At 35.5% G+C, this 19968-nt stretch carries 13 protein-coding genes and 3 pseudogenes; 11 read left to right on the top strand and 5 right to left on the bottom strand.

The features are described 5' to 3' along the window. Positions 1 to 569 precede the first annotated feature (569 nt). A pseudogene (locus ACQH21_RS00915) lies at positions 570 to 815 on the bottom strand (PD-(D/E)XK nuclease family transposase); the annotation flags it as partial. 120 nt (positions 816 to 935) lie between these two features. On the opposite strand from ACQH21_RS00915, the gene wmk reads away from it, so the two are divergent. The 4 genes from wmk (at position 936) to ACQH21_RS00935 (ending at position 4033) form a co-directional block, all read left to right on the top strand. Continuing rightward, complete coding sequence (wmk, locus tag ACQH21_RS00920; RefSeq protein ID WP_425384300.1) at positions 936 to 1838, top strand: WO male-killing family protein Wmk; 903 nt, start codon at positions 936 to 938, stop codon at positions 1836 to 1838. Between the two features lie 185 nt (positions 1839 to 2023). Continuing rightward, complete coding sequence (locus ACQH21_RS00925; protein WP_264704329.1) at positions 2024 to 2692, top strand: JAB domain-containing protein; 669 nt, start codon at positions 2024 to 2026, stop codon at positions 2690 to 2692. A gap of 279 nt (positions 2693 to 2971) precedes the next feature. Then, entirely contained in the window at positions 2972 to 3124 is a 153-nt protein-coding gene (locus ACQH21_RS00930; protein WP_425384301.1) for a hypothetical protein, read from the top strand. Between the two features lie 36 nt (positions 3125 to 3160). Further along, positions 3161 to 4033: an IS982 family transposase gene (locus ACQH21_RS00935; RefSeq protein ID WP_425383942.1), complete on the top strand. Its 873-nt coding sequence runs from the start codon at positions 3161 to 3163 to the stop codon at positions 4031 to 4033. 90 nt (positions 4034 to 4123) lie between these two features. On the opposite strand, the pseudogene ACQH21_RS00940 reads toward ACQH21_RS00935, so the two are convergent. The 3 genes and pseudogenes from ACQH21_RS00940 to rnhA form a co-directional block, all read right to left on the bottom strand. Next, positions 4124 to 4420: pseudogene (locus ACQH21_RS00940) on the bottom strand (helix-turn-helix domain-containing protein); the annotation flags it as partial. 67 nt (positions 4421 to 4487) lie between these two features. After that, a complete protein-coding gene (gene mutL, locus ACQH21_RS00945; protein ID WP_425384302.1) occupies positions 4488 to 6305 on the bottom strand; it encodes a DNA mismatch repair endonuclease MutL in 1818 nt (605 codons plus the stop codon). Between the two features lie 89 nt (positions 6306 to 6394). Beyond that, positions 6395 to 6824, bottom strand: a pseudogene (gene rnhA / locus ACQH21_RS00950) (ribonuclease HI); the annotation flags it as partial. Positions 6825 to 7233: 409 nt separating this feature from the next. Between rnhA and ACQH21_RS00955 the strand changes: the two are divergent. The 5 genes from ACQH21_RS00955 to ACQH21_RS00975 all read left to right on the top strand — a co-directional run bounded on the left by ACQH21_RS00955 (position 7234) and on the right by ACQH21_RS00975 (position 16326). Next, the gene (locus tag ACQH21_RS00955; RefSeq protein ID WP_425384303.1) at positions 7234 to 8139 is read left to right on the top strand and encodes an Rpn family recombination-promoting nuclease/putative transposase; all 906 of its coding nucleotides are present in this window, start codon (positions 7234 to 7236) and stop codon (positions 8137 to 8139) included. Between the two features lie 264 nt (positions 8140 to 8403). Next, positions 8404 to 9795 (top strand): hypothetical protein, encoded by a 1392-nt coding sequence (locus ACQH21_RS00960; protein ID WP_425384304.1) that lies wholly within the window; start codon positions 8404 to 8406, stop codon positions 9793 to 9795. Positions 9796 to 9803: 8 nt separating this feature from the next. Beyond that, the gene (locus tag ACQH21_RS00965) at positions 9804 to 11897 is read left to right on the top strand and encodes a hypothetical protein (protein ID WP_425384305.1); all 2094 of its coding nucleotides are present in this window, start codon (positions 9804 to 9806) and stop codon (positions 11895 to 11897) included. 182 nt (positions 11898 to 12079) lie between these two features. Then, the gene (locus ACQH21_RS00970; RefSeq protein ID WP_425384306.1) at positions 12080 to 16114 is read left to right on the top strand and encodes a hypothetical protein; all 4035 of its coding nucleotides are present in this window, start codon (positions 12080 to 12082) and stop codon (positions 16112 to 16114) included. Between the two features lie 35 nt (positions 16115 to 16149). Next, the gene (locus ACQH21_RS00975; protein ID WP_425384307.1) at positions 16150 to 16326 is read left to right on the top strand and encodes a hypothetical protein; all 177 of its coding nucleotides are present in this window, start codon (positions 16150 to 16152) and stop codon (positions 16324 to 16326) included. Positions 16327 to 16345: 19 nt separating this feature from the next. On the opposite strand, the gene ACQH21_RS00980 is transcribed toward ACQH21_RS00975, so the two are convergent. Further along, positions 16346 to 17218: an IS982 family transposase gene (locus ACQH21_RS00980; RefSeq protein ID WP_425383942.1), complete on the bottom strand. Its 873-nt coding sequence runs from the start codon at positions 17216 to 17218 to the stop codon at positions 16346 to 16348. 940 nt (positions 17219 to 18158) lie between these two features. Here ACQH21_RS00980 and ACQH21_RS00985 point away from each other — a divergent pair. Both ACQH21_RS00985 and ACQH21_RS00990 read left to right on the top strand, forming a co-directional pair. Further along, positions 18159 to 18635, top strand: coding sequence for a Holliday junction resolvase (locus tag ACQH21_RS00985; RefSeq protein WP_425384308.1), 477 nt, complete (start codon positions 18159 to 18161; stop codon positions 18633 to 18635). 103 nt (positions 18636 to 18738) lie between these two features. Continuing rightward, a complete protein-coding gene (locus ACQH21_RS00990; RefSeq protein ID WP_425384309.1) occupies positions 18739 to 19959 on the top strand; it encodes a DNA modification methylase in 1221 nt (406 codons plus the stop codon). Positions 19960 to 19968: the final 9 nt, after the last annotated feature.

Here is a 19968-nt window from a genome sequence, read left to right on the forward strand (position 1 = left end):
CGTTTTCACGCGAATTAATGTTACAAATTCTATCCATTTCGTTACAAAATGGCATTCGCTTTCTCCATTCTCCTTTACCTGCACTTCCATCAGCATTCCTTGCGGTTTGCTTGCCATGTAGGCGAAAATACAGGCTTACCCTGTTTCTCCAGTCATACAACAGTGGGTTAGGTGGCTTCTCTATACCGGTGGAGTTATTATTTGCGTACATCTAGAAATGAAAAATGTAACTTATCCACATTACCTTTTGGTCAGAGCTTATCAGCATCTTTAGCTCTTTCATCGTATCGGTACTTATAAAGCTTCACTTACGTTCACCATACCACTAGCCTAGCCCTCCAACCACATGATGCTTGCAGTTTATGCCCCTCTCACGATTGAGCATCTTCTTTTTCAAGAGGAGGTTCATTGTCCGCATCGCTTGGCACCAACCGGTTGCCCGATTCGCACTGATGCGTAGACTCAGACGGCAAAACATCTGGTTTAATAAGTTTTAGAATCCTTTCAGTTTCTTTCTGAATGAATTCCTCTCCTTTTAAACAATATGACCGAAGACTTTCAGGTCGCACCATCTCAATCACGTACCTTGCTCCAGTAGAATCCTTGCACAGAACATCAACAATACTCTGCTTATCAGAGGCAATTTCAGGATCCATAATGGTGCTAAGGAATTCGACATCTTGTATAGTATTTATTTCAGTAAATCCCAAAATATCATTCAAAAAATGGATAAGGATATTCTTATTTTTTTCAGTACCGAAGATTTTCTTAAATGTTAAATCTAATTTCGGATCAAGAAACTTGGAAAGAGCCATGATAAGTTAACCTAGAAAGCATTAATAATTATACACAATTGTGAAGAAATATTCAACTAAAATGCAAACATAGAAGTTTTTGTATATCTTTATTTGATAGTATTAACCTATATAATATTTATGGCAAATATCTCGATAAGGTATCAGATAGCACAAAAGGTAAGGAGCTGGAGGTTAAAGAGAAAATATACTCTAAAAGATTTAGTAGGCAAAGCAAACATAAATTATCATACACTGCTAAGATACGAGCAAGGAACATGCGGCATTCCAACTGAAAAGCTAAAAGTTATAGCCGAAGCGTTATCAATTCCTATTAGAAATCTCTTTCCTAGACGAAAGGTGCTAAGAGAAGATAGTTGTTTTGACAAATCTAAGACCCAGGAAATGTATAATTTCATAGAAAAAACAGGAGGACACAAAGCAATTTATGCATTAACCAAATCTGTCCGAGCTGAGGAAGAAAGTAATATAAAAGCAGCAAGAATAAGAATTGCAAAAGATCTAGTTAAGGCAGGGTTTGATACTGAGGTTATCTATCGAGTAACAGGCTTATCAATTGAAGAATATGCTGATAAAGAGAGATACGAGCCAAACGGAGGACAAGAGATCAAGAAGTGGAGAATAATTAGAGGATATACGCAAGAAGAGTTAGCAAAAAAGCTTAATATAGGGCCCTCACAGATACATCACTATGAACAAGGTAGTGTTACTATTTTAAGTGAAAGGTTGTGGGAGATAGCAAGAGAATTGTCAGTGAATGCTGAAGATCTAATAAAGGAGTACAAAGAAAGTGATTGCGAAGGAGAAAGTGAATTATTAAGTTTGGCAAGAGAATATAGAAAAATTGACAATCAGGAATCACGAGATGAGCTGGATACATGGGTAGAATTTTTATCACAAAGAAAGCAAATTTACAAAGAGAAGATTGATAAAATAGAGGGAATGAAAGTTGCAAATAATTTACTCAAGTTAGGTTTTTCTACTGATGTTATTTCTAAAATAGTAACAACTTCTTTTACATAAAGAATTAATTTTCAATTAGATAAATAAGCATATATTAATATCTTAACTTTTTAATGAAAAAATAAGTAAAAAAGATTTAAAAATTGATTTGACTTCACTCGAAAGCTATGGCTCTATGCCAATGCTGATAAAAAAACAGCAGTAAATAATTAAAAACAATTTGTTATTAACGAGGAGTATATTTTATGAATAATAGTGAAAAACTTACAGAAGAAATAGAGAGAGTATTACAGAGTGGAGGAGGAAGTGCTCTATTTGATCGTGAAATAGTGTCAGTGCTTCTAGGAGCAGTTCATGACAGAAAGCAAGCACAAGATGTTACTAAAACTCTAATGGATAATTGCCCAGGAATAGGAGAAATTTTAGGACGAGAAATCGATGATCTGAAAATGATAGAAGGAATGACTGAACATGCAGCTGCAGCAATTGAATGTGTAAAAGAAGCTTATAAAAGAGCACTCAGAGAAGGATTAAAGAGAGGCCCGGTAATGGATAGCCAAGAAAAGCTGATAGAGTATGTAAGGGTAAACATAGGCTTTTCAGCAAAAGAAGCTGTCTTGATAATATACTTGGATAAACAGAACCGTCTGATAAGAGATGAAGTGTATTTTGGTACAATAGATGAAGTACACCTATCTGAAAGGAAAGTGGTAAAAAAGGCATTATCAATGGAAGCAGCATCGATAATATTATCTCACAATCATCCAGGAGGAAGTTTAGAGCCATCAGAAGATGATAAGGTTATGACTAGAGAATTAGTGTCAGCATGTCAAGGAGTGGGAATTGAGCTAGAGGATCACATTATTATGACAGACAAAGGATATTGCAGTTTTAAGGAAAGAGAGCTGTTATAAACCAAATTTCAATTGCTTGAGAAGTTTGGCTACTACACAGTAGCAAAAAAACTTAATCAAGAATCTGGAGAGAGATATTGGAGAATTACAAAATATAAAAGATCTTTGTATAGCTTGTATATTAAGTCGTGATTAAAGAATAAAAGTCTTAAAGAAACTATTCTTTTATTATAAATAGTTGCAAGATATACAAGATCTTTTTATAATTTGCGTATTAAGTTAATCATAAAGCAATAAATTGCTCTGTAGACTTGAATAACATGCTTAATAGGAGGCTATATGACTACTAAAAAAACAGTATCATTTGATGATACAGATGGAAATACTTATGAGTTAATCATTGATTCTAAAAAGTTACCAAAAGGACTATATAGTGCTATTAACCCCAGTTGCGGATTAGAAATCAGTGAAAAAGCCAGGAAAATAGGGTAACCTCGGAAAATTATTTACAAAATAGAGAGGTTACCAATGAATGAAAATATAACAGAATTATTTTGCCTGATCGACGATTTTTGCAATTCAGTTGACAAGAATTTTGCAGAAAAACTTCTACCAAGTAGCAAAAAACCAACCAGGACGCCAGAGATTACGCATTCAGAGATTCTTACCATAATATTGCTATATCACCAATCCAAGTGCGACAATTTTAAAATTTTCTATGTGCATTATTTGAAATTATTATACGAATCAGCGTTTCCAAAATTGCCATCCTATAGTAGGTTTATTAGGCTAAAATCTAGGGTTTTATGGTATTTAGTGCTCTTAATGCAATGGTTTTGCGAACAGTCAAAAGTGACAGGGATTTCGTACATAGATGCAACATCTATCGCTGTTTGCCATCCAAAAAGGACCTCGAGAAATAAAGTTTTCAAAGGGTTGGCAAAGATTGGAAAGACTACCTATGGGTGGTTTTTCGGTTTTAAACTACATCTAGTAATCAACGAAGCTGGCGAAATTCAAGGGGTTACGGTGACAAAAGGCAACATTGATGATAGAAAACCTGTGCCAAATTTAACTCAGAAATTGACTGGATTATTGTTTGGAGATAAAGGATATATCAAAAAAGATCTTTTTCACGAATTATTCGATAGAGGGTTAAAGCTTGTAACCAGTATAAAAAAGGGTATGAAAAACTCATTAATGGCGCTAAATGAGAAGATTTTGTTAAGAAAAAGATCGATTATTGAGACAGTTTTTGGCTCTCTGAAAAACAACTTTGAGATTGAGCATACAAGACATAGATCACCGATAAATTTTTTGGTACACATTTTTTCTACGCTTGTTTCATATTCCATGCAGCCGAAAAAGCCCTGCATTTCTAAGCTTTACTTCGTTGGCTAATCCGCAACTGAGGTTTGTTTCATATTCCATGCAGCCGAAAAAGCCCTGCATTTCTAAGCTTTACTTCGTTGGCTAATCCGCAACTGAGGTTTTATGTCTTCTTACTAGATTTAGTACCTCCTCTTCCTCATAACTTCCCTCATTTGATACTTCTTGTCCGCAAGCTAGATCTCTAGCAGTTGTTGATAATGCTTCTGCTAATTCATATAACTTCTTAATTGAAATTCTGCGTGTTCCTTTTTCATATTGCAGTATTACTTGATATGTTGTATCGATTTTTTTTGCTAAATCTTTTTGAGTATATCCCTTTGCTAACCTACGATTTCTTACTTCCTGTCCTATTACTTTGTAATCTAAAAAATTAGAGCATTTATTCTCTTTTTTCACATTTTATACTCATAATCAGAAGAGCCGTTACTTATACTTAATTGGGAACCTTTTTGACAAACTGAACTCATCTCCTTTCAAACAATTTTTCTATATCACTTAGTTTCATTTCTATATACGTTGGTCTTCCGTGATTGCATTGCCCAGCATAAGGTGTTTCCTCCATTTGTCTCATCAACTCATTCATCTCCTCCAACTTCATTTCCCTTCCAGCTCTAATTGACCCATGGCACGCAATGGTAGCTAGTATCTTGTTCACTTTTTCTTCTATAGGTAGCGTATCTCCTATCTCCATTAATCTATCAACTATATTCATCACCATCTCTTTCACATTTATTGTTCCTAAAATTGCAGGTATTTCTTTCACCCTTACTTTATCTTCTGATTCTATTTCAATACCAAAACCCATTTCAAAGAGCCTATCTTTATACATTCCAACCATCTCCATTCCTGCTTGGTTTTTAATCTCAACTGTTTCAGGAAGAAGAAGTTTTTGTCTTTTTATGCTTGATTTTTGCTTTAAGCACTCGTGTATTAATCTCTCATGGGCTGCGTGCTGGTCTACTATAATTAATTTTCCTTTAGCCTCAGCAATAATGTAAGTATTGTAGACCTGACAGCGTGCATATCCTAGAGGATGATCCGCTATTAAATCAATTTGCTTCCTTTCTAAAACCATCGTTCCCTTTTGGGGTAGAGATTCTCCATATTTAAACGTTTCTGGTAAGCTTCGCCTTCTTTCATCTGGTGCATTGAATTCTTTCATTAGACGATTTTCTAAAAGACTTGGCCTCTTCTCATAAAACTCTTTTTGATTTTTTTTCTCTTCACTATTAACCTTCTCTTGACTATCAAACTCTTCAATACTTTGAGACTTAACATCACTTGCTGCGAACGTGCCTATTCTCGTCGATAATGCTTTTATTAGCCCTCTTCTCACTATTTCATATACTAGCCTCTTGTTCTGAAACCTTACTTCTGATTTATTTGGATGCACATTTACATCTACTTGATCGTATGGTATCTCTAAGTGCAACACTGCAAAAGGATACCTCCCACTTAGAATAAAATCTTGATACGCATATCTAATTGCACCAATAAGTAGATTGTCTTTTATTGGCCTTCCATTAACAAACGTATAGATCTGAGTTGAATTGCCACAACTAATAGTTGGTTTACAGATGTGTCCCGTAAGTTTGATTCCTTCTTCTTCCTCTTTAACTTCCAGCGAATTGCTCTGAAATTCTTCTTCTGTTTCACATAGTCTGTTAAAGAATGAAGTTTGTTTAGCATATTTTAAGAGCTTTTTATTACCGGAAGTGAGAGTAAACCCAATACTGTAGTTAATCATTGCTAAGTTATTTACAATGTCAACAATGCTTTGTGTTTCTGCCCTCTCGGTTTTTAGAAATTTTAGTCTATTTGGTGTGGCAAAAAATAAGTCACGAACTTCAATATATGTACCCTGTAATAAAGAACAAGGGATAACCTCTTCTATTTTTTCTCCTCCCTCATACCTTATAGACCATGCTTCCTTTGCTCCACTTGCCTTAGACGATAATTTCATTCTACTTACTGCTGCAATTGAAGGTAAAGCTTCTCCTCTGAACCCAAGGTGCTTGATTTCTATTAACTCACTATCGCTTAATTTTGAAGTAGCGTGGCGCATAAACGCAAGTTCCAAATCTTCCTTTTCTATTCCATTTCCATTATCTGTCACAGTTATAAGATTGCGCCCACCACTTTCTATTTTGATCTCTATCTCTGAACTTCCAGCATCTATTGCATTTTCTACTAATTCCTTTACTACACTCGCTGGCCTTTCTATTACCTCTCCCGCTGCTATACGATTTATAGTTTTTGTGTCTAAAAGAATTATTGCCATAATACCCCACCCAATCTATGAAACTTAGAGTTCCCTCTATTTTTTGGTGATTTTTTGACCTCACAATCTCTATATTTTAGCTTTTTAGATTCCTTTCTAGCAAGTCTATTTTCCTCCTCGTTGTACATATTACCGTTGTGAGCTCTAACCCACTTCCAATTAATATCATGCTGCAAAGCAACTTCATCTAGTTCCTGCCATAATTCTCTGTTCTTCACTGGCTTTTTATCGGCTGTCTTCCAACCATTTACCTTCCATTTATTGATCCACTCTGTTATACCTTGTTTAATATACTGACTATCAGTGTGTAAAACAACTTCGCAAGAAACTTTCAACATCTTTAGCCCGTTAATCACAGCCTTTAACTCCATTTTGTTATTCGTTTTCACCTCCAGAGATACGTTTCTTGATAAAGACACTTTTATTTTCATACATCACCACGGCTGCCTATCCACCAGGCCCAGGATTTCCGGAACATGCTCCATCTGTATATATTGTAACCTTCTTTTTTTCGCCCATACTTACAGGATATAGATTCAACGTAAATTTGCTACCGAAATATGTTGATATTATTTTTTGAATATTTTAAAATGTAAGGTGTGAGAGATTGACAAACCTGTCCTCTCGATATTAGGTAAATCGTAATTGAGCTTTTGGGCTCTTATTTTTATTAGGAGGTTAATCTCTCACACTGAAAATAAATATTTTTAAGCTCTTCACAGCTCATTAATTCATTTGCTGGGGTTTTAAGGTGCTTTATAAGGCAGTTATAGAAAGATGATCAAAACACCTACATCTAAAGCCTAAAATGCAATTCTCAGATGATCTCTGACAGACGTTTTTTCTTTAACACATTTAAAACAATAAAAAGATTGAACATTTCCTCACAATTGTGTATAATTATTAATGCTTTTTATCTTACTTTCTCATGGCTCTTTCGAAATTTCTCGATCCTAAAAATGATATAGCATTTCGCCGTATCTTTGGTACTGAAAAGAATAAAGACATTCTCATTCACTTCCTCAATGATATCTTGAGCTTTACTGGCAAAAATGCAATACAGGATATAGAGTTTTTAAGTACTATTCAAGACCCTGATATTGCTTCTAAAAAACAAAGCATTGTTGATGTTCTCTGTAGAGATGAAAATGGGCTGCAAGTGATAGTCGAAATGCAGGTCGCTAAAACCAAAGGCTTTGAAAAACGTGCCCAATATTACGCAGCTAAAGCTTATTCAAGACAAGCTAGTAAGGGTGATCAATACCATGACCTTAAGGAAATTATCTTTATTGCTATAGCAGATTGTATTTTATTTCCTGATAAGTCCGAGTATAAGTCAAAGCATACTATTCGCGATGAAAATACTAATGAACATGATTTAAAAGATTTTTACTTTATATTTATTGAGTTGCCTAAATTTCCAAAAACTAAAGAAGATCAGCTTTCAAGTATAGTTGAAAAATGGGTCTACTTCTTTAGATATGCAGACGAAACTAGTGAAGAAGAGCTAGAGAGAATAATAGGAAGTGATTTAATAATTAAAAGAGCATATGAAGAACTAAATAGGTTTAACTGGTCAGAAAAAGAATTTATTGCCTATGAACAAGAGATCAAGCGTATTCGTGATGAACAGGCTGTCCTTGCTCAAAAACTCGATGATGCTACTCACAAAGGTAGACAAGAAGGCATTCAAATGGGCCATGAAAAAGGCAGAAAAGAAAGAGAAATCGAGGTTGCAAAAAACTTACTTAAAGCAGGTATATCTGTTGATTTAATAGCTGAGTCTACCGGTCTTTCTCAAGCTGAAATTTCAAAACTTAAGGAAAAAGCCTAAGTGCTGCAACTCCATTAAAGCTCTTTTTAACTTATTGTATTTCTTTATCTACTAGTCTAGAGCCTATATCTAACTCTTTCGCTATTCTCGCTATGGCCTATTTGATTTTCTCACTAATTTTATGGATCAGTTAAGTGCAAAATAGATGATATTTAAATATAAAAAATGTTTTTCATAAAAATTTCTTATCCTTGATAATTTTAGTGTTGATATTTGATTCTAACTTTTGCATAATGCAGTAAATATTTTCATATAGGGGGTACAATGCCAAGATGGACAGATCGTCATGCTACAATACTTAAGAAATTACAGAATATCATTAAACATCCAGATTCTAATATTGCTGCCGGAAGGCGTTTAGCTATCGAAAAATGGGTAAAAACCTATACTGGAGAAGTAGAATATCTTAAAGATGATGAACTACAATTCTTATACAACGTATTTCGTGATGAGAATTGTTGGTCAGGTACAAGGTTAAACACTTCTGCTCTAGGAAGAATGTTAACTGAAGAAAAAGCAGGTGAAATAAATAATCCACTTTGTAGATATAATATGGCATGCAGGTATTGTGTGACAGATAAGATTCCTCAGCTTTTTCAGGAACAACTTGAGTCTTACAAAAGTGGCTTCTCTTCTGAAGAAGTAGATGATGATGGCAGGCCTGCAACTAACAACCGCAAATATGTTAGAAACGAATTATTGGATGCTATGAAAAGTGTAGACCCTGTGTTTACTTTCTGGATTGATAAAAAATCTGGAGGATTTAAAAAGCATGATAATGCAGTAGAGGGTTTTAATAAAGCTGTGGAATTCAAATGGAGTGAAGGAGTAGAATATTTCTATCGTCGTATAAATCAGGAAGGAAAGAAAAAGATTGATAACCTGATGGTTAAAGCTGTTGCTAATTTATCTGCTATTCAAGCTAACCATAATGTTGCTACCGTTTTAGATTTTCTTCTGCATGAAATAATCACTGATCCAATAAAGCATAAATTACTACTTGAGTTATCAGATAAAGGCAAAGGAGTTATGTATAAACCTCTTAGCATATTAATACAGTGTGGTTTCGTTGATACAGTTCAAGATGTAATAAAGCAGTTATTTCAGGAAAAAGTTTTAGTGTCTGAGGAGAAGAAAATACTTTCACATTGTGGTTACGCGTTTCTCCTTTCCTCGCTTTCAAATTTGATGTTAGAGGATCCTGAGATAGATATTCAAATTAAGGCAAGAATGATTGTTGTGAATCTTTGGAAATGCGATCTTTTTGATGAGCATAAAAAAGCTGTGGTTAAATTTTCCAAGAACATAGATCCGATAACAGATGTGCTTGCAGGGTTAATTGTTGATTGGCAACGTGATAATAGCAGTAATAACATTGTAAGGAAGCGTGAAGTACTGGTAATTTTGCAATTTGTCAAAGATTTTTGTTCAGACAAGGATTTTAAATTATTTAAAGATGGTATCACTAATGATCTAAAAACGGTTTATGTGTCAGGTATGAAAGATGGTGTCGACTATAGCAAGGTAGCAGAGGGGTTATTTTCTCAGCTAGGAAAGTCTGCGCATTTGTCTCCTGAAGGTAGTGGTTTTAGTGATCCACAGACCGTGTTAGAAAGTGCTGGTGTTAGTGGTGTGTCTAGTCGTAGTTATAATTAGGAGTGTTTATGCGAAATAATGATGAAGATACTGAATTAATTCAAGATTTGTTAAATGGAGATTGTGATGAGCTAAATAGAAAAGTTGGACTTTTTTTAGACCAGTGTCCATCTTTTTTACACTCGGTTGGTAGGAGCCGTTTTTTTCCTGCATTCTTCTTCGGCATGTTTGCTACTGCATTTGATTCTGGTATTATAGATTTTGACCCTGATATTGCAAATGGTGAAAGAATTTACTTTCGTTTTGATAATTATGATAATGGGAAAGGAAATCTAAAAATTGCTGTTCTAACCAATGACGCAAATGAAGATGGCACGAGAATAGTAAGATGCTACACTATTGCTGATAATGAGAACAGTCCTGGATCAAGATTCAGTGAAGAAGAAAGGCTATGGATAGAAGAGAATCAGCTACAGAACTTACAGGAGGATTTGGCTTGGAAAGAGTATAAAATATTTCAGCGGGGAGAGGAGTGTGTATTTTTTCCTCAAGGAAGGGATTTTGGTGGAAATCATGCATCTCCTATCGATAATTTTAGAGAAATTGCTCCAATCATGCAGCAAGGCAACTTATTAGATCGAGTAAATGGGTTAGCAAATAATAACAGTCAAGAAGTAAGAAGAGACATTAGAAGAATTTTACAATACATCGTCAATGTATACGATGAATATCGCCAAGAATTGAATTTTGATAATGAGTCTGACGATCATGGTTTTTTATCCGGATTTTTAGTAAATTTTAGATATCGCGCTATGGCTGATATCTACCTAGAATTACTCATAGGAAGGGGATATGCAGATATTAGTTTGCTTGTACGTGGTCAGGAAAAATTAAATAATTCAGTTCCCATTATAATTGAGCTCAAAGCAGGTCAAGAACACGCTGGACAAGCGTTGGAACAAGCTAGGGGTTATGTTAGAAATTGTCCCATTTCATCTGTATCCATTCATACCTCATCAAGAAATGCTGTTTGTGTAGGGCTAAACTTTAACCATAATGCTCAACGTCTGCAGCTTGATACAGAACACTTTTTAGAGCAAGAACCTTCTTTGATAAGAAGATTAATGAATCCTATTGAGGGAGAAGTTGTAAGAGATGTAGAAAATTATTTATTATATCCAGCCTCTTGCACACGTGCAGTACCTGGTTCTAATCCATTTTCCTACACATCTAGGTTTGCATTTGCAAGTATTGCATTTGAAAAAGGTACTGTTCGAATAGGTGGAAATTTGGTAAGAGTAACAAAATATCTGTTCAATTACCATGATGATGATAGAATGCTAGGCCAGCAAGGACAAGGAATTACAAGAATAAATGTTCGAGAGAGAGCTTTAACCATGGTTCTATTTGCACTAAGTATTAATTCACTAGTTGTGCTTAACATCCGTCGAATATTGCGTCACCAATTTCCAGTAATGGCCTTAGATCTGTTACGTCCACATTGGCAAGGTGCTAGAGTGCGTGAAGTATTGTGTAGAATGGTTGATGGTAATCCTGAAGTAAACGTTATTTTAACACCATTTCAGTCACCTGATGATTATTCAAGAAATTATCCTAGGCATTTCCAAGGTGGTCTTTTACGGATAGGTGGCGTTGGACGAGTACACAGAGCTGCAAGTGTGATGATGAATACCGGCTGGCAAGATGCCAATAGGCATACGGAATTATTTCAGGAAATTTCTAATGTGTTGTTTCCGTTAAGGCAAGGATTGGTAACAAGTGAAGCTGAATTTCAAGCTGTATTACATGGGTTATTTTATACTCTTGGTAATCCTGCTAGAGTAATTATTGAGTTTCAATTAGAAAGAGGTGGAAGAATAGATCTAGTGTTGTCAAGATTTGTGGAAAGAGATGATACTCATCCAATTGGGATAGAGCTAAAATTTGCCAGAACTGCAGGGTATGTACGACAAAGAAGTGCAGAAGCGGATCGACAATTACAACGATATACACGATGTGGAGGATGTGAACGTATTACTGATGGAGATCAAATGATTTTATCATATGCTGTATTCAATAACGGTGCGCAAGGACCAGATACTCTAATATCAGTTAAGGATGTTCTTAACGTAAGAGATAACTTAGGACAGTTTTATAGATGATCTTCTACCAGTGAATTAACATTAATTTTATGATATATGATGCTAATCTGTTGAATAACACAATCACTTCCAATAAGTAAGAACCATGTATAATCACGTTCTCTGGAATCACACATTTAGTAACCCCTTCTTAATTATTATGTATTATGTTCTTCAACTTAAAGGCTTATTAGGTAGAAAGTATGCAGAGGTATAGCTTTAACATTGTCTGTACTAGAGATATAGTAGGTAACAATTCCGGGTATACAAGGGTAAAGCTTGAGCATCAAGATGATAGACAAACAACAATCAAGTTGTGTGGTCCTTACTTTGGAGCATATAGCATTAGTCACGAATGGAATGGAAATTTTTTTTATCTATTGATTGAAAAAGGAAAATATGAATTCCATGAAGGCAACCTCTGTGATAACTGGACAGATATAGAGTTTTATAAGAAAGAATCTATTCCATTACAGAACGTTAAAATAAAGGTAATACTTGATGACGTTTGTGAATACAAAATCGCTGTATATTTCCAGAATGATGGATGGATTACTTTATCTAAATCTTCATTAATCAGTGAAAATCTTAACTTAAAGAAATATTATAATAAGGAACTACAATTATCGGAAGGTGAAGCATTCTCAAAACATGAAAATTCCATCCACTATATACCGCGAGTTATGTATGGTAAAATAGAGATTTGTCAATTAGCACACTTTAGCTTTCCAAGCTGTAATCAAGGCACAGCTGGATTTGAGAGTGCTTCAGTTCCTTGGATAGATGTAGAAGATAGAAAAATAGTTATTGAAAAGAACCATGAAGGTAAGCTTTCAATTTACTTTGCTCATCAAAACGGTACTGCTGTGAATTCTATATATGACATGCAACAAAGCTTCACAGATTATGTCAATTCGTCTTTTTTAAAAGCAGTATTGCTTGAAAATTCAAACATAAGAGAAGTTTTGCCTGAGCTGGAGCTTGATGATGATTTAGATATAGATAAAAGGCAATTAAAATGTTTGATATATAAAGTAGCCTCGATGCAAATTGCTCGTGACTTAGTTACTACCAAAGCGACTGAATTGGGACGTATGATTCTAGAAGCAAAAGATAGGAAAAATGAAGAAATCTTAGTAAACAATCTAGATTTTCAGGAAGGAATAGCAAAAAAATTAAGAGAAAATCCTGGCAATATAAAAGGTAATAAAGGTGAAGTTGGAACATCAGGAATGCCTGGGCTCAAAGGGGATGCAGGTCCGAAAGGTGATAGAGGTTTAGAAGGTAAAACAGGTCCCAAAGGTGAGCAGGGTATTAGAGGAGTAGATGGTAAGCCAGGAATCCTTGGTCCTAAAGGTGAAAAAGGTGACATTGGATTACCAGGTCTTGTGGGTCCTAAGGGCAATATTGGTAATAAAGGAATAGATGGAGTAGCAGGAATATCTGGTCCAAAGGGAGATAGAGGGATACAAGGTCCAAGAGGCTTACATGGTGGAGAAGGCATTCCAGGTTTGCAAGGGCTAAAAGGGGATGCAGGTCCGAAAGGTGATAGAGGTTTAGAAGGTAAAACAGGTTCCAAAGGTGAGCAGGGTATTAAAGGAGAAGATGGTACCCCTGGTAAAGATGGAAAACCAGGGATTCATGGAGAAAAAGGTAACAAAGGAGAGGTTGGTCTAAAAGGTGATAAGGGAGATACTGGTCTAGTTGGTATGCCAGGAACATCTGGATTGCCTGGACTTCAAGGTCCAAAAGGTGAGCAAGGGCATATTGGTTTAAAAGGGGAAAATGGGTTAGCAGGAATACCTGGTTCTAAAGGAGTAGATGGAGCACCTGGTAAGGATGGTATACCAGGAATGGCTGGACCAAAGGGAGATAAAGGAAATATTGGATTGCCGGGAACAGATGGATTACCTGGCTCTCAAGGTCTAAAAGGTGAGCAAGGGCATATTGGTTTAAAAGGGGAAAATGGGTTAGCAGGAATACCTGGTTCTAAAGGAGTAGATGGAGCACCTGGTAAGGATGGTATACCAGGAATGGCTGGACCAAAGGGAGATAAAGGAAATATTGGATTGCCGGGAACAGATGGATTACCTGGCTCTCAAGGTCAAAAAGGTGAACAAGGTAATATTGGTTTAAAAGGGGAAAATGGGTTAGCAGGAATACCTGGTTCTAAAGGAGATACTGGAATACAAGGTACTCCTGGACAGAAAGGTGATCATGGAGATATAGGTTCTAAAGGAGTAGATGGAGTTCCTGGTAAGGATGGTGTACCAGGAATCGATGGAGAAAAAGGTAACAAAGGAGAGGTTGGTCCAAAGGGTGATAAGGGAGATACTGGTCTAATTGGTATGCCAGGAACATCTGGATTGCCTGGACTTCAAGGTCTAAAAGGTGAGCAAGGGCATATTGGTTTAAAAGGGGAAAATGGGTTAGCAGGAATACCTGGTTCTAAAGGAGTAGATGGAGCACCTGGTAAGGATGGTATACCAGGAATGGCTGGACCAAAGGGAGATAAAGGAAATATTGGATTGCCGGGAACAGATGGATTACCTGGCTCTCAAGGTCAAAAAGGTGAACAAGGTAATATTGGTTTAAAAGGGGAAAATGGGTTAGCAGGAATACCTGGTTCTAAAGGAGATACTGGAATACAAGGTACTCCTGGACAGAAAGGTGATCATGGAGATATAGGTTCTAAAGGAGTAGATGGAGTTCCTGGTAAGGATGGTGTACCAGGAATCGATGGAGAAAAAGGTAACAAAGGAGAGGTTGGTCCAAAAGGTGATAAGGGAGATATAGGTTCTAAAGGAGTAGATGGAGCACCTGGTAAGGATGGTATACCAGGAATGGCTGGACCAAAGGGAGGTAAAGGAAATATTGGATTGCCGGGAACAGATGGATTACCAGGCCCTCAGGGTCCAAAAGGTGATAGAGGTTTAGAAGGTAAAACAGGTTCCAAAGGTGAGCAGGGTATTAAAGGAAAAGATGGTACTCCTGGTAAAGATGGAATGCCAGGAACAAATGGATTACCAGGAATATTAGGACAAAAGGGAGAAAAAGGCGATGTAGGCCCAGTAGGTCCTAAAGGAGAAAGAAGTGATAAAGGAGAACAAGGTCCAAGAGGCTTCAATGGTACGCAAGGTATTACAGGTAGCCCAGGACAAAGAGGTGATCAAGGCTTGAAAGGAGATACAGGTCCAGTAGGTCCTAAAGGAGAAAGAGGTAATAAAGGCGAACAAGGCGCGAGAGGCTTCAATGGTACACAAGGTATTACAGGTTTGCAAGGACAAAAGGGAGAATCAGGGTTAGATGGATTACCTGGCCCTCAAGGTCTAAAGGGAGAGGATGGAATAGGTGCTGTAGAAGCAGATCAGTTTTTGTATGAGATAAACAAAACAAAACTTGAAATCCAGAACACTCAAAAAGCAGTGGAGTCAGCTAGAAATGTTTCTCAAAGATTCGCTAAAGAAGCTCATGATGCCAAAAATAAGACTACAGAATTATATGCTAAAGTAGTGAAATTGCACAATATAACTGAAGTTATAAAAAAGGATGCTCAAAAATTTGCAAGTAACGCATCTATATCAAAACAAAATACCGAAGCCCTTTATGGTCAAGTAAAAAATATGTTTTGTGGGATAAAACCTACAGATTCAGTATGTACTGCACGTAGAAGGAAGAGGGAAACTAGAAATTCAAATAATCAACCAGTAACAAGTGGAGCAGGTAGAACAACTTCATTTATATCTCAAATAATAAATTTCTATTATCCTTCTATAACACAAGATAAATATAAAATAGAGAATAAGATACATGAACTCAATCAAGTGGTAAGAGTAGTAGATGCAGCAAATGTTGTTTTAAAATTTGAAAAAGTATTGGAAGAGGCAGCTTCAAGATGTGGCATTCCAAAAAAACACTTAAACTTAGATCCAGCTGAACTACAGTCAGCTATTGTGAGTAGGTCATTACTTAATGATGAAAATCGTAATGAGATTTTGAAATTCTTGTGTGAAACTGCAAAAAAGTCATGTCCAAATTACAAACAAGCTGATAAGTTTTTAGCTCTTTTCAAAGATAATATGCAGAGAACACTAGTAAATAATGAACAACAAAGGGGTTGTGTTAGTATGGAGGAAACAGCGACAGATAATATGCAGCCAAGGAGTTTTATGAGTAACATAATTCCTCCAACTAGCCTCAGTTCCATTAGTCAGATGGCAGTTGGTTATTTAAGGTAAGAAAACTGTTAAAGTAATAATCGGGTAAGGATAGCATGGGACAGTATACGTTTAAAGTAGATGGTAAAGATCCGCTCTATAAGAAGCTAATAAAACTTCCTACTGCATACTATAGATTAAAACAAGATAACAACAGTTATAACCTCAGTTGCGGATTAGCCAACGAAGTAAAGCTTAGAAATGCAGGGCTTTTTCGGCTGCATGGAATATGAAACAAACCTCAGTTGCGGATTAGCCAACGAAGTAAAGCTTAGAAATGCAGGGCTTTTTCGGCTGCATGGAATATGAAACAAGCGTAGAAAAAATGTGTACCAAAAAATTTATCGGTGATCTATGTCTTGTATGCTCAATCTCAAAGTTGTTTTTCAGAGAGCCAAAAACTGTCTCAATAATCGATCTTTTTCTTAACAAAATCTTCTCATTTAGCGCCATTAATGAGTTTTTCATACCCTTTTTTATACTGGTTACAAGCTTTAACCCTCTATCGAATAATTCGTGAAAAAGATCTTTTTTGATATATCCTTTATCTCCAAACAATAATCCAGTCAATTTCTGAGTTAAATTTGGCACAGGTTTTCTATCATCAATGTTGCCTTTTGTCACCGTAACCCCTTGAATTTCGCCAGCTTCGTTGATTACTAGATGTAGTTTAAAACCGAAAAACCACCCATAGGTAGTCTTTCCAATCTTTGCCAACCCTTTGAAAACTTTATTTCTCGAGGTCCTTTTTGGATGGCAAACAGCGATAGATGTTGCATCTATGTACGAAATCCCTGTCACTTTTGACTGTTCGCAAAACCATTGCATTAAGAGCACTAAATACCATAAAACCCTAGATTTTAGCCTAATAAACCTACTATAGGATGGCAATTTTGGAAACGCTGATTCGTATAATAATTTCAAATAATGCACATAGAAAATTTTAAAATTGTCGCACTTGGATTGGTGATATAGCAATATTATGGTAAGAATCTCTGAATGCGTAATCTCTGGCGTCCTGGTTGGTTTTTTGCTACTTGGTAGAAGTTTTTCTGCAAAATTCTTGTCAACTGAATTGCAAAAATCGTCGATCAGGCAAAATAATTCTGTTATATTTTCATTCATTGGTAACCTCTCTATTTTGTAAATAATTTTCCGAGGTTACCCTATTTTCCTGGCTTTTTCACTGATTTCTAATCCGCAACTGGGGTTTAATGGGGTCTAAAAGCTGATCTGAATTTTGTAATTTCCATGATTTCCAGTAAAATTTGAGAATTTGGAAATAAAAGCATGCTTAATATAAGCTATTGAATTTCAATACTTTTTATAATTAAGTATATGGAGAAATTGCATTTCCATTGCCAAAAAATTTGGCAGTTCAGAACGCTTTAAAATCCTCTAAAATGGCCAGCTTTCCGGTTTCCGAAAATCTATATATATTATATAATATATGTAAATATATATGCATATATATATAGAATAATATAAAGTAATGATGAAATGTAATATACTATGAAACTGATAATTTATAGTTAGGTGGAGTAAAAAGTTAAAAAAGAGGAGCTTGGCTTATTTGCATTTCAATAACTTTGATACTAAAGAAATTTTATAATTCTAAGTTTTTTTTGCTTTCCTTTAGAAAAAATGAAACTTGCTTTGTATATATATAACATATTACTTTGTGAGGTAAGTATGAGGTTTAGCGAGGAATCTTTCAAATTCTCTTCTTTCAAATTTTACAATACAGGTTTCAATACTAACACTAGATCTAGGCAAACAAACAGATCTACCTAAAGAAATTTTATAATTCTAAATTTTTTTTGTTTTCCTTTAGAAAAAATGAAACTTGCTTTGTATATATATAACATATAACTCAAATTCTCTTCTTTCAAGTTTTACAATACAGATGTCAATACTAACACTAGATCTAGGCAAACAAACAGATCTACCTAAAGAAATTTTATAATTCTAAATTTTTTTTGTTTTCCTTTAGAAAAAATGAAACTTGCTTTGTATATATATAACATATAACTCAAATTCTCTTCTTTCAAGTTTTACAATACAGATGTCAATACTAACACTAGATCTAGGCAAACAAACAGGATGGTCTATTCTTCACAACGGAGTGATTCAAAGTGGTAGTGAAAGTTTTCATGGTAGTCGTTTTAGTGGTGGTGGCATGCACTTCTTAAATTTTCGTAAGTGGTTGAATCAAATGAAGGAAAAATTTCCAAGTATTGAAACCGTTTATTTTGAGGAAGTTAGAAGACACTTAGGAACTGATGCTGCTCATTGCTACGGAGGTTTCTTGGCACATTTGTTTGCTTGGTGTGAAGAGAATCATATTCCCTATCAGAGTGTTCCTGTTAAGACTATAAAACGCTTTATCACAGGCAAAGGCAATGCAAGTAAGAGTGAAGTTATTGAAGCTGTAAAGGAAAAAGGTTTTTTATCCAAAGATGATAATGAGGCAGATGCCCTTGCTTTAATGTTTTACGCTATGAATCTTGGTAAAGATTTTAACATATTAAAAATACCATAGAAAGTGGGTCCTTTCGGCCATACTGGCGGGTTTGGTGGGTCAGACCCCAGGCCTTCTTTAGCGTCAGAGATATTTTGAATATTAACTTTTTAATTATTAAGATATGAATTTAGCAATCCACTACTATCCTGTTGAAAACCTCGTCGAATATAAGCGTAATCCTCGTAAAAATGATGATGTAGTAAATAGAATGTGTGCTTCTATTCGGGAGTTTGGTTTTCGTATACCAATAGTTGCAAAAAGCGATGGCACTGTGGTTGATGGTCATTTAAGACTTAAAGCAGCAAGAAAACTTGGTATGGAGAGTATTCCAGTGGTTTTAAGTGATAATCTAAATGAACCACAAACCAAAGCTTTTCGATTACTGGCAAATCAATCAGCTAATTGGGCAAAGTGGGATGATGATCTTTTAAAGGTAGAAATTCAAGAGCTAGAAGATTTGCAGTTTGACCTTAAAATGACAGGATTTGAATTAGAAAAAATTCAACATTTCCTTGATGATTTAGATAGTGAAAAAGAAGATCTTTCTGACTTAGTTGTTGATGACAAAAAAGTAGAAATAACAAAACCAGCTGATCTATGGATTTTAGGTGATCATCGAATCTATTGTGGTGATAGCTCTATAGTTGAATCATATAAAGCGCTGTTAGATGATAAAATGGCAGATATTACTGTGTGTGATCCTCCATATAATGTTGATTATGGTAGCAGTCAGGAGAGAGAAGATAAAAAAATATTAAATGATAATCAAGGTGAAAAGTACGAACTTTTTCTCTACGACATCTGTTCCAATATTTTAGCATATACGAAAGGTGCAATTTACATCTGCATATCATCATCAGAGTTTTCAACGTTGCAAAAAGTATTTGAAGAAGCAGGTGGTCGTTGGTCAACATTTATCATTTGGGCAAAGAATCATTTTACACTAGGCAGATCAGATTATCAAAGACAATACGAAGCAATGCTCTACGGTTGGAAAAATGGCAATAAACGTGAGTGGCATGGAGGAAGAAATCAAAGTGATCTGTGGTTTTATGATAAGCCAACGCACAATACACTACACCCAACGATGAAGCCAGTAGAGCTAATGGAGAGAGCAATAGTAAACAGCAGCAGATCAGGAGACATAGTTCTTGATCCATTTAGCGGCTCTGGAAGTACACTGATTGCATGTGAGAGAACAGGAAGAATTTGTAGGACAATAGAGTTAGATTCAAAATTTGTAGATGTAACCATAAAACGTTGGCAAATATATACCGGAAGAGATGCCCTTTTAGCCAGTACTGGTAAAACTTTTGCAGAAATTCAAGAAGAAAATTCGTAAAAAGGAGCA

Source organism: Wolbachia endosymbiont (group B) of Eupithecia inturbata (assembly GCF_964030915.1).
Lineage (GTDB): Bacteria > Pseudomonadota > Alphaproteobacteria > Rickettsiales > Anaplasmataceae > Wolbachia.

What these genes read in the sequence shown, in the direction of transcription:
- ACQH21_RS00960 (WP_425384304.1), top strand. Translation starts at nt 8,404, where the DNA reads ATGCCAAGATGGACAGATCGTCATGCTACAATACTTAAGAAATTACAG.
- ACQH21_RS00965 (WP_425384305.1), top strand. Translation starts at nt 9,804, where the DNA reads ATGCGAAATAATGATGAAGATACTGAATTAATTCAAGATTTGTTAAAT.
- ACQH21_RS00980 (WP_425383942.1), bottom strand. Translation starts at nt 17,218, where the DNA reads ATGAATGAAAATATAACAGAATTATTTTGCCTGATCGACGATTTTTGC.
- ACQH21_RS00955 (WP_425384303.1), top strand. Translation starts at nt 7,234, where the DNA reads ATGGCTCTTTCGAAATTTCTCGATCCTAAAAATGATATAGCATTTCGC.
- ACQH21_RS00975 (WP_425384307.1), top strand. Translation starts at nt 16,150, where the DNA reads ATGGGACAGTATACGTTTAAAGTAGATGGTAAAGATCCGCTCTATAAG.
- ACQH21_RS00990 (WP_425384309.1), top strand. Translation starts at nt 18,739, where the DNA reads ATGAATTTAGCAATCCACTACTATCCTGTTGAAAACCTCGTCGAATAT.
- ACQH21_RS00935 (WP_425383942.1), top strand. Translation starts at nt 3,161, where the DNA reads ATGAATGAAAATATAACAGAATTATTTTGCCTGATCGACGATTTTTGC.
- ACQH21_RS00970 (WP_425384306.1), top strand. Translation starts at nt 12,080, where the DNA reads ATGCAGAGGTATAGCTTTAACATTGTCTGTACTAGAGATATAGTAGGT.
- ACQH21_RS00925 (WP_264704329.1), top strand. Translation starts at nt 2,024, where the DNA reads ATGAATAATAGTGAAAAACTTACAGAAGAAATAGAGAGAGTATTACAG.
- ACQH21_RS00985 (WP_425384308.1), top strand. Translation starts at nt 18,159, where the DNA reads ATGTCAATACTAACACTAGATCTAGGCAAACAAACAGGATGGTCTATT.
- ACQH21_RS00930 (WP_425384301.1), top strand. Translation starts at nt 2,972, where the DNA reads ATGACTACTAAAAAAACAGTATCATTTGATGATACAGATGGAAATACT.
- wmk (WP_425384300.1), top strand. Translation starts at nt 936, where the DNA reads ATGGCAAATATCTCGATAAGGTATCAGATAGCACAAAAGGTAAGGAGC.
- mutL (WP_425384302.1), bottom strand. Translation starts at nt 6,305, where the DNA reads ATGGCAATAATTCTTTTAGACACAAAAACTATAAATCGTATAGCAGCG.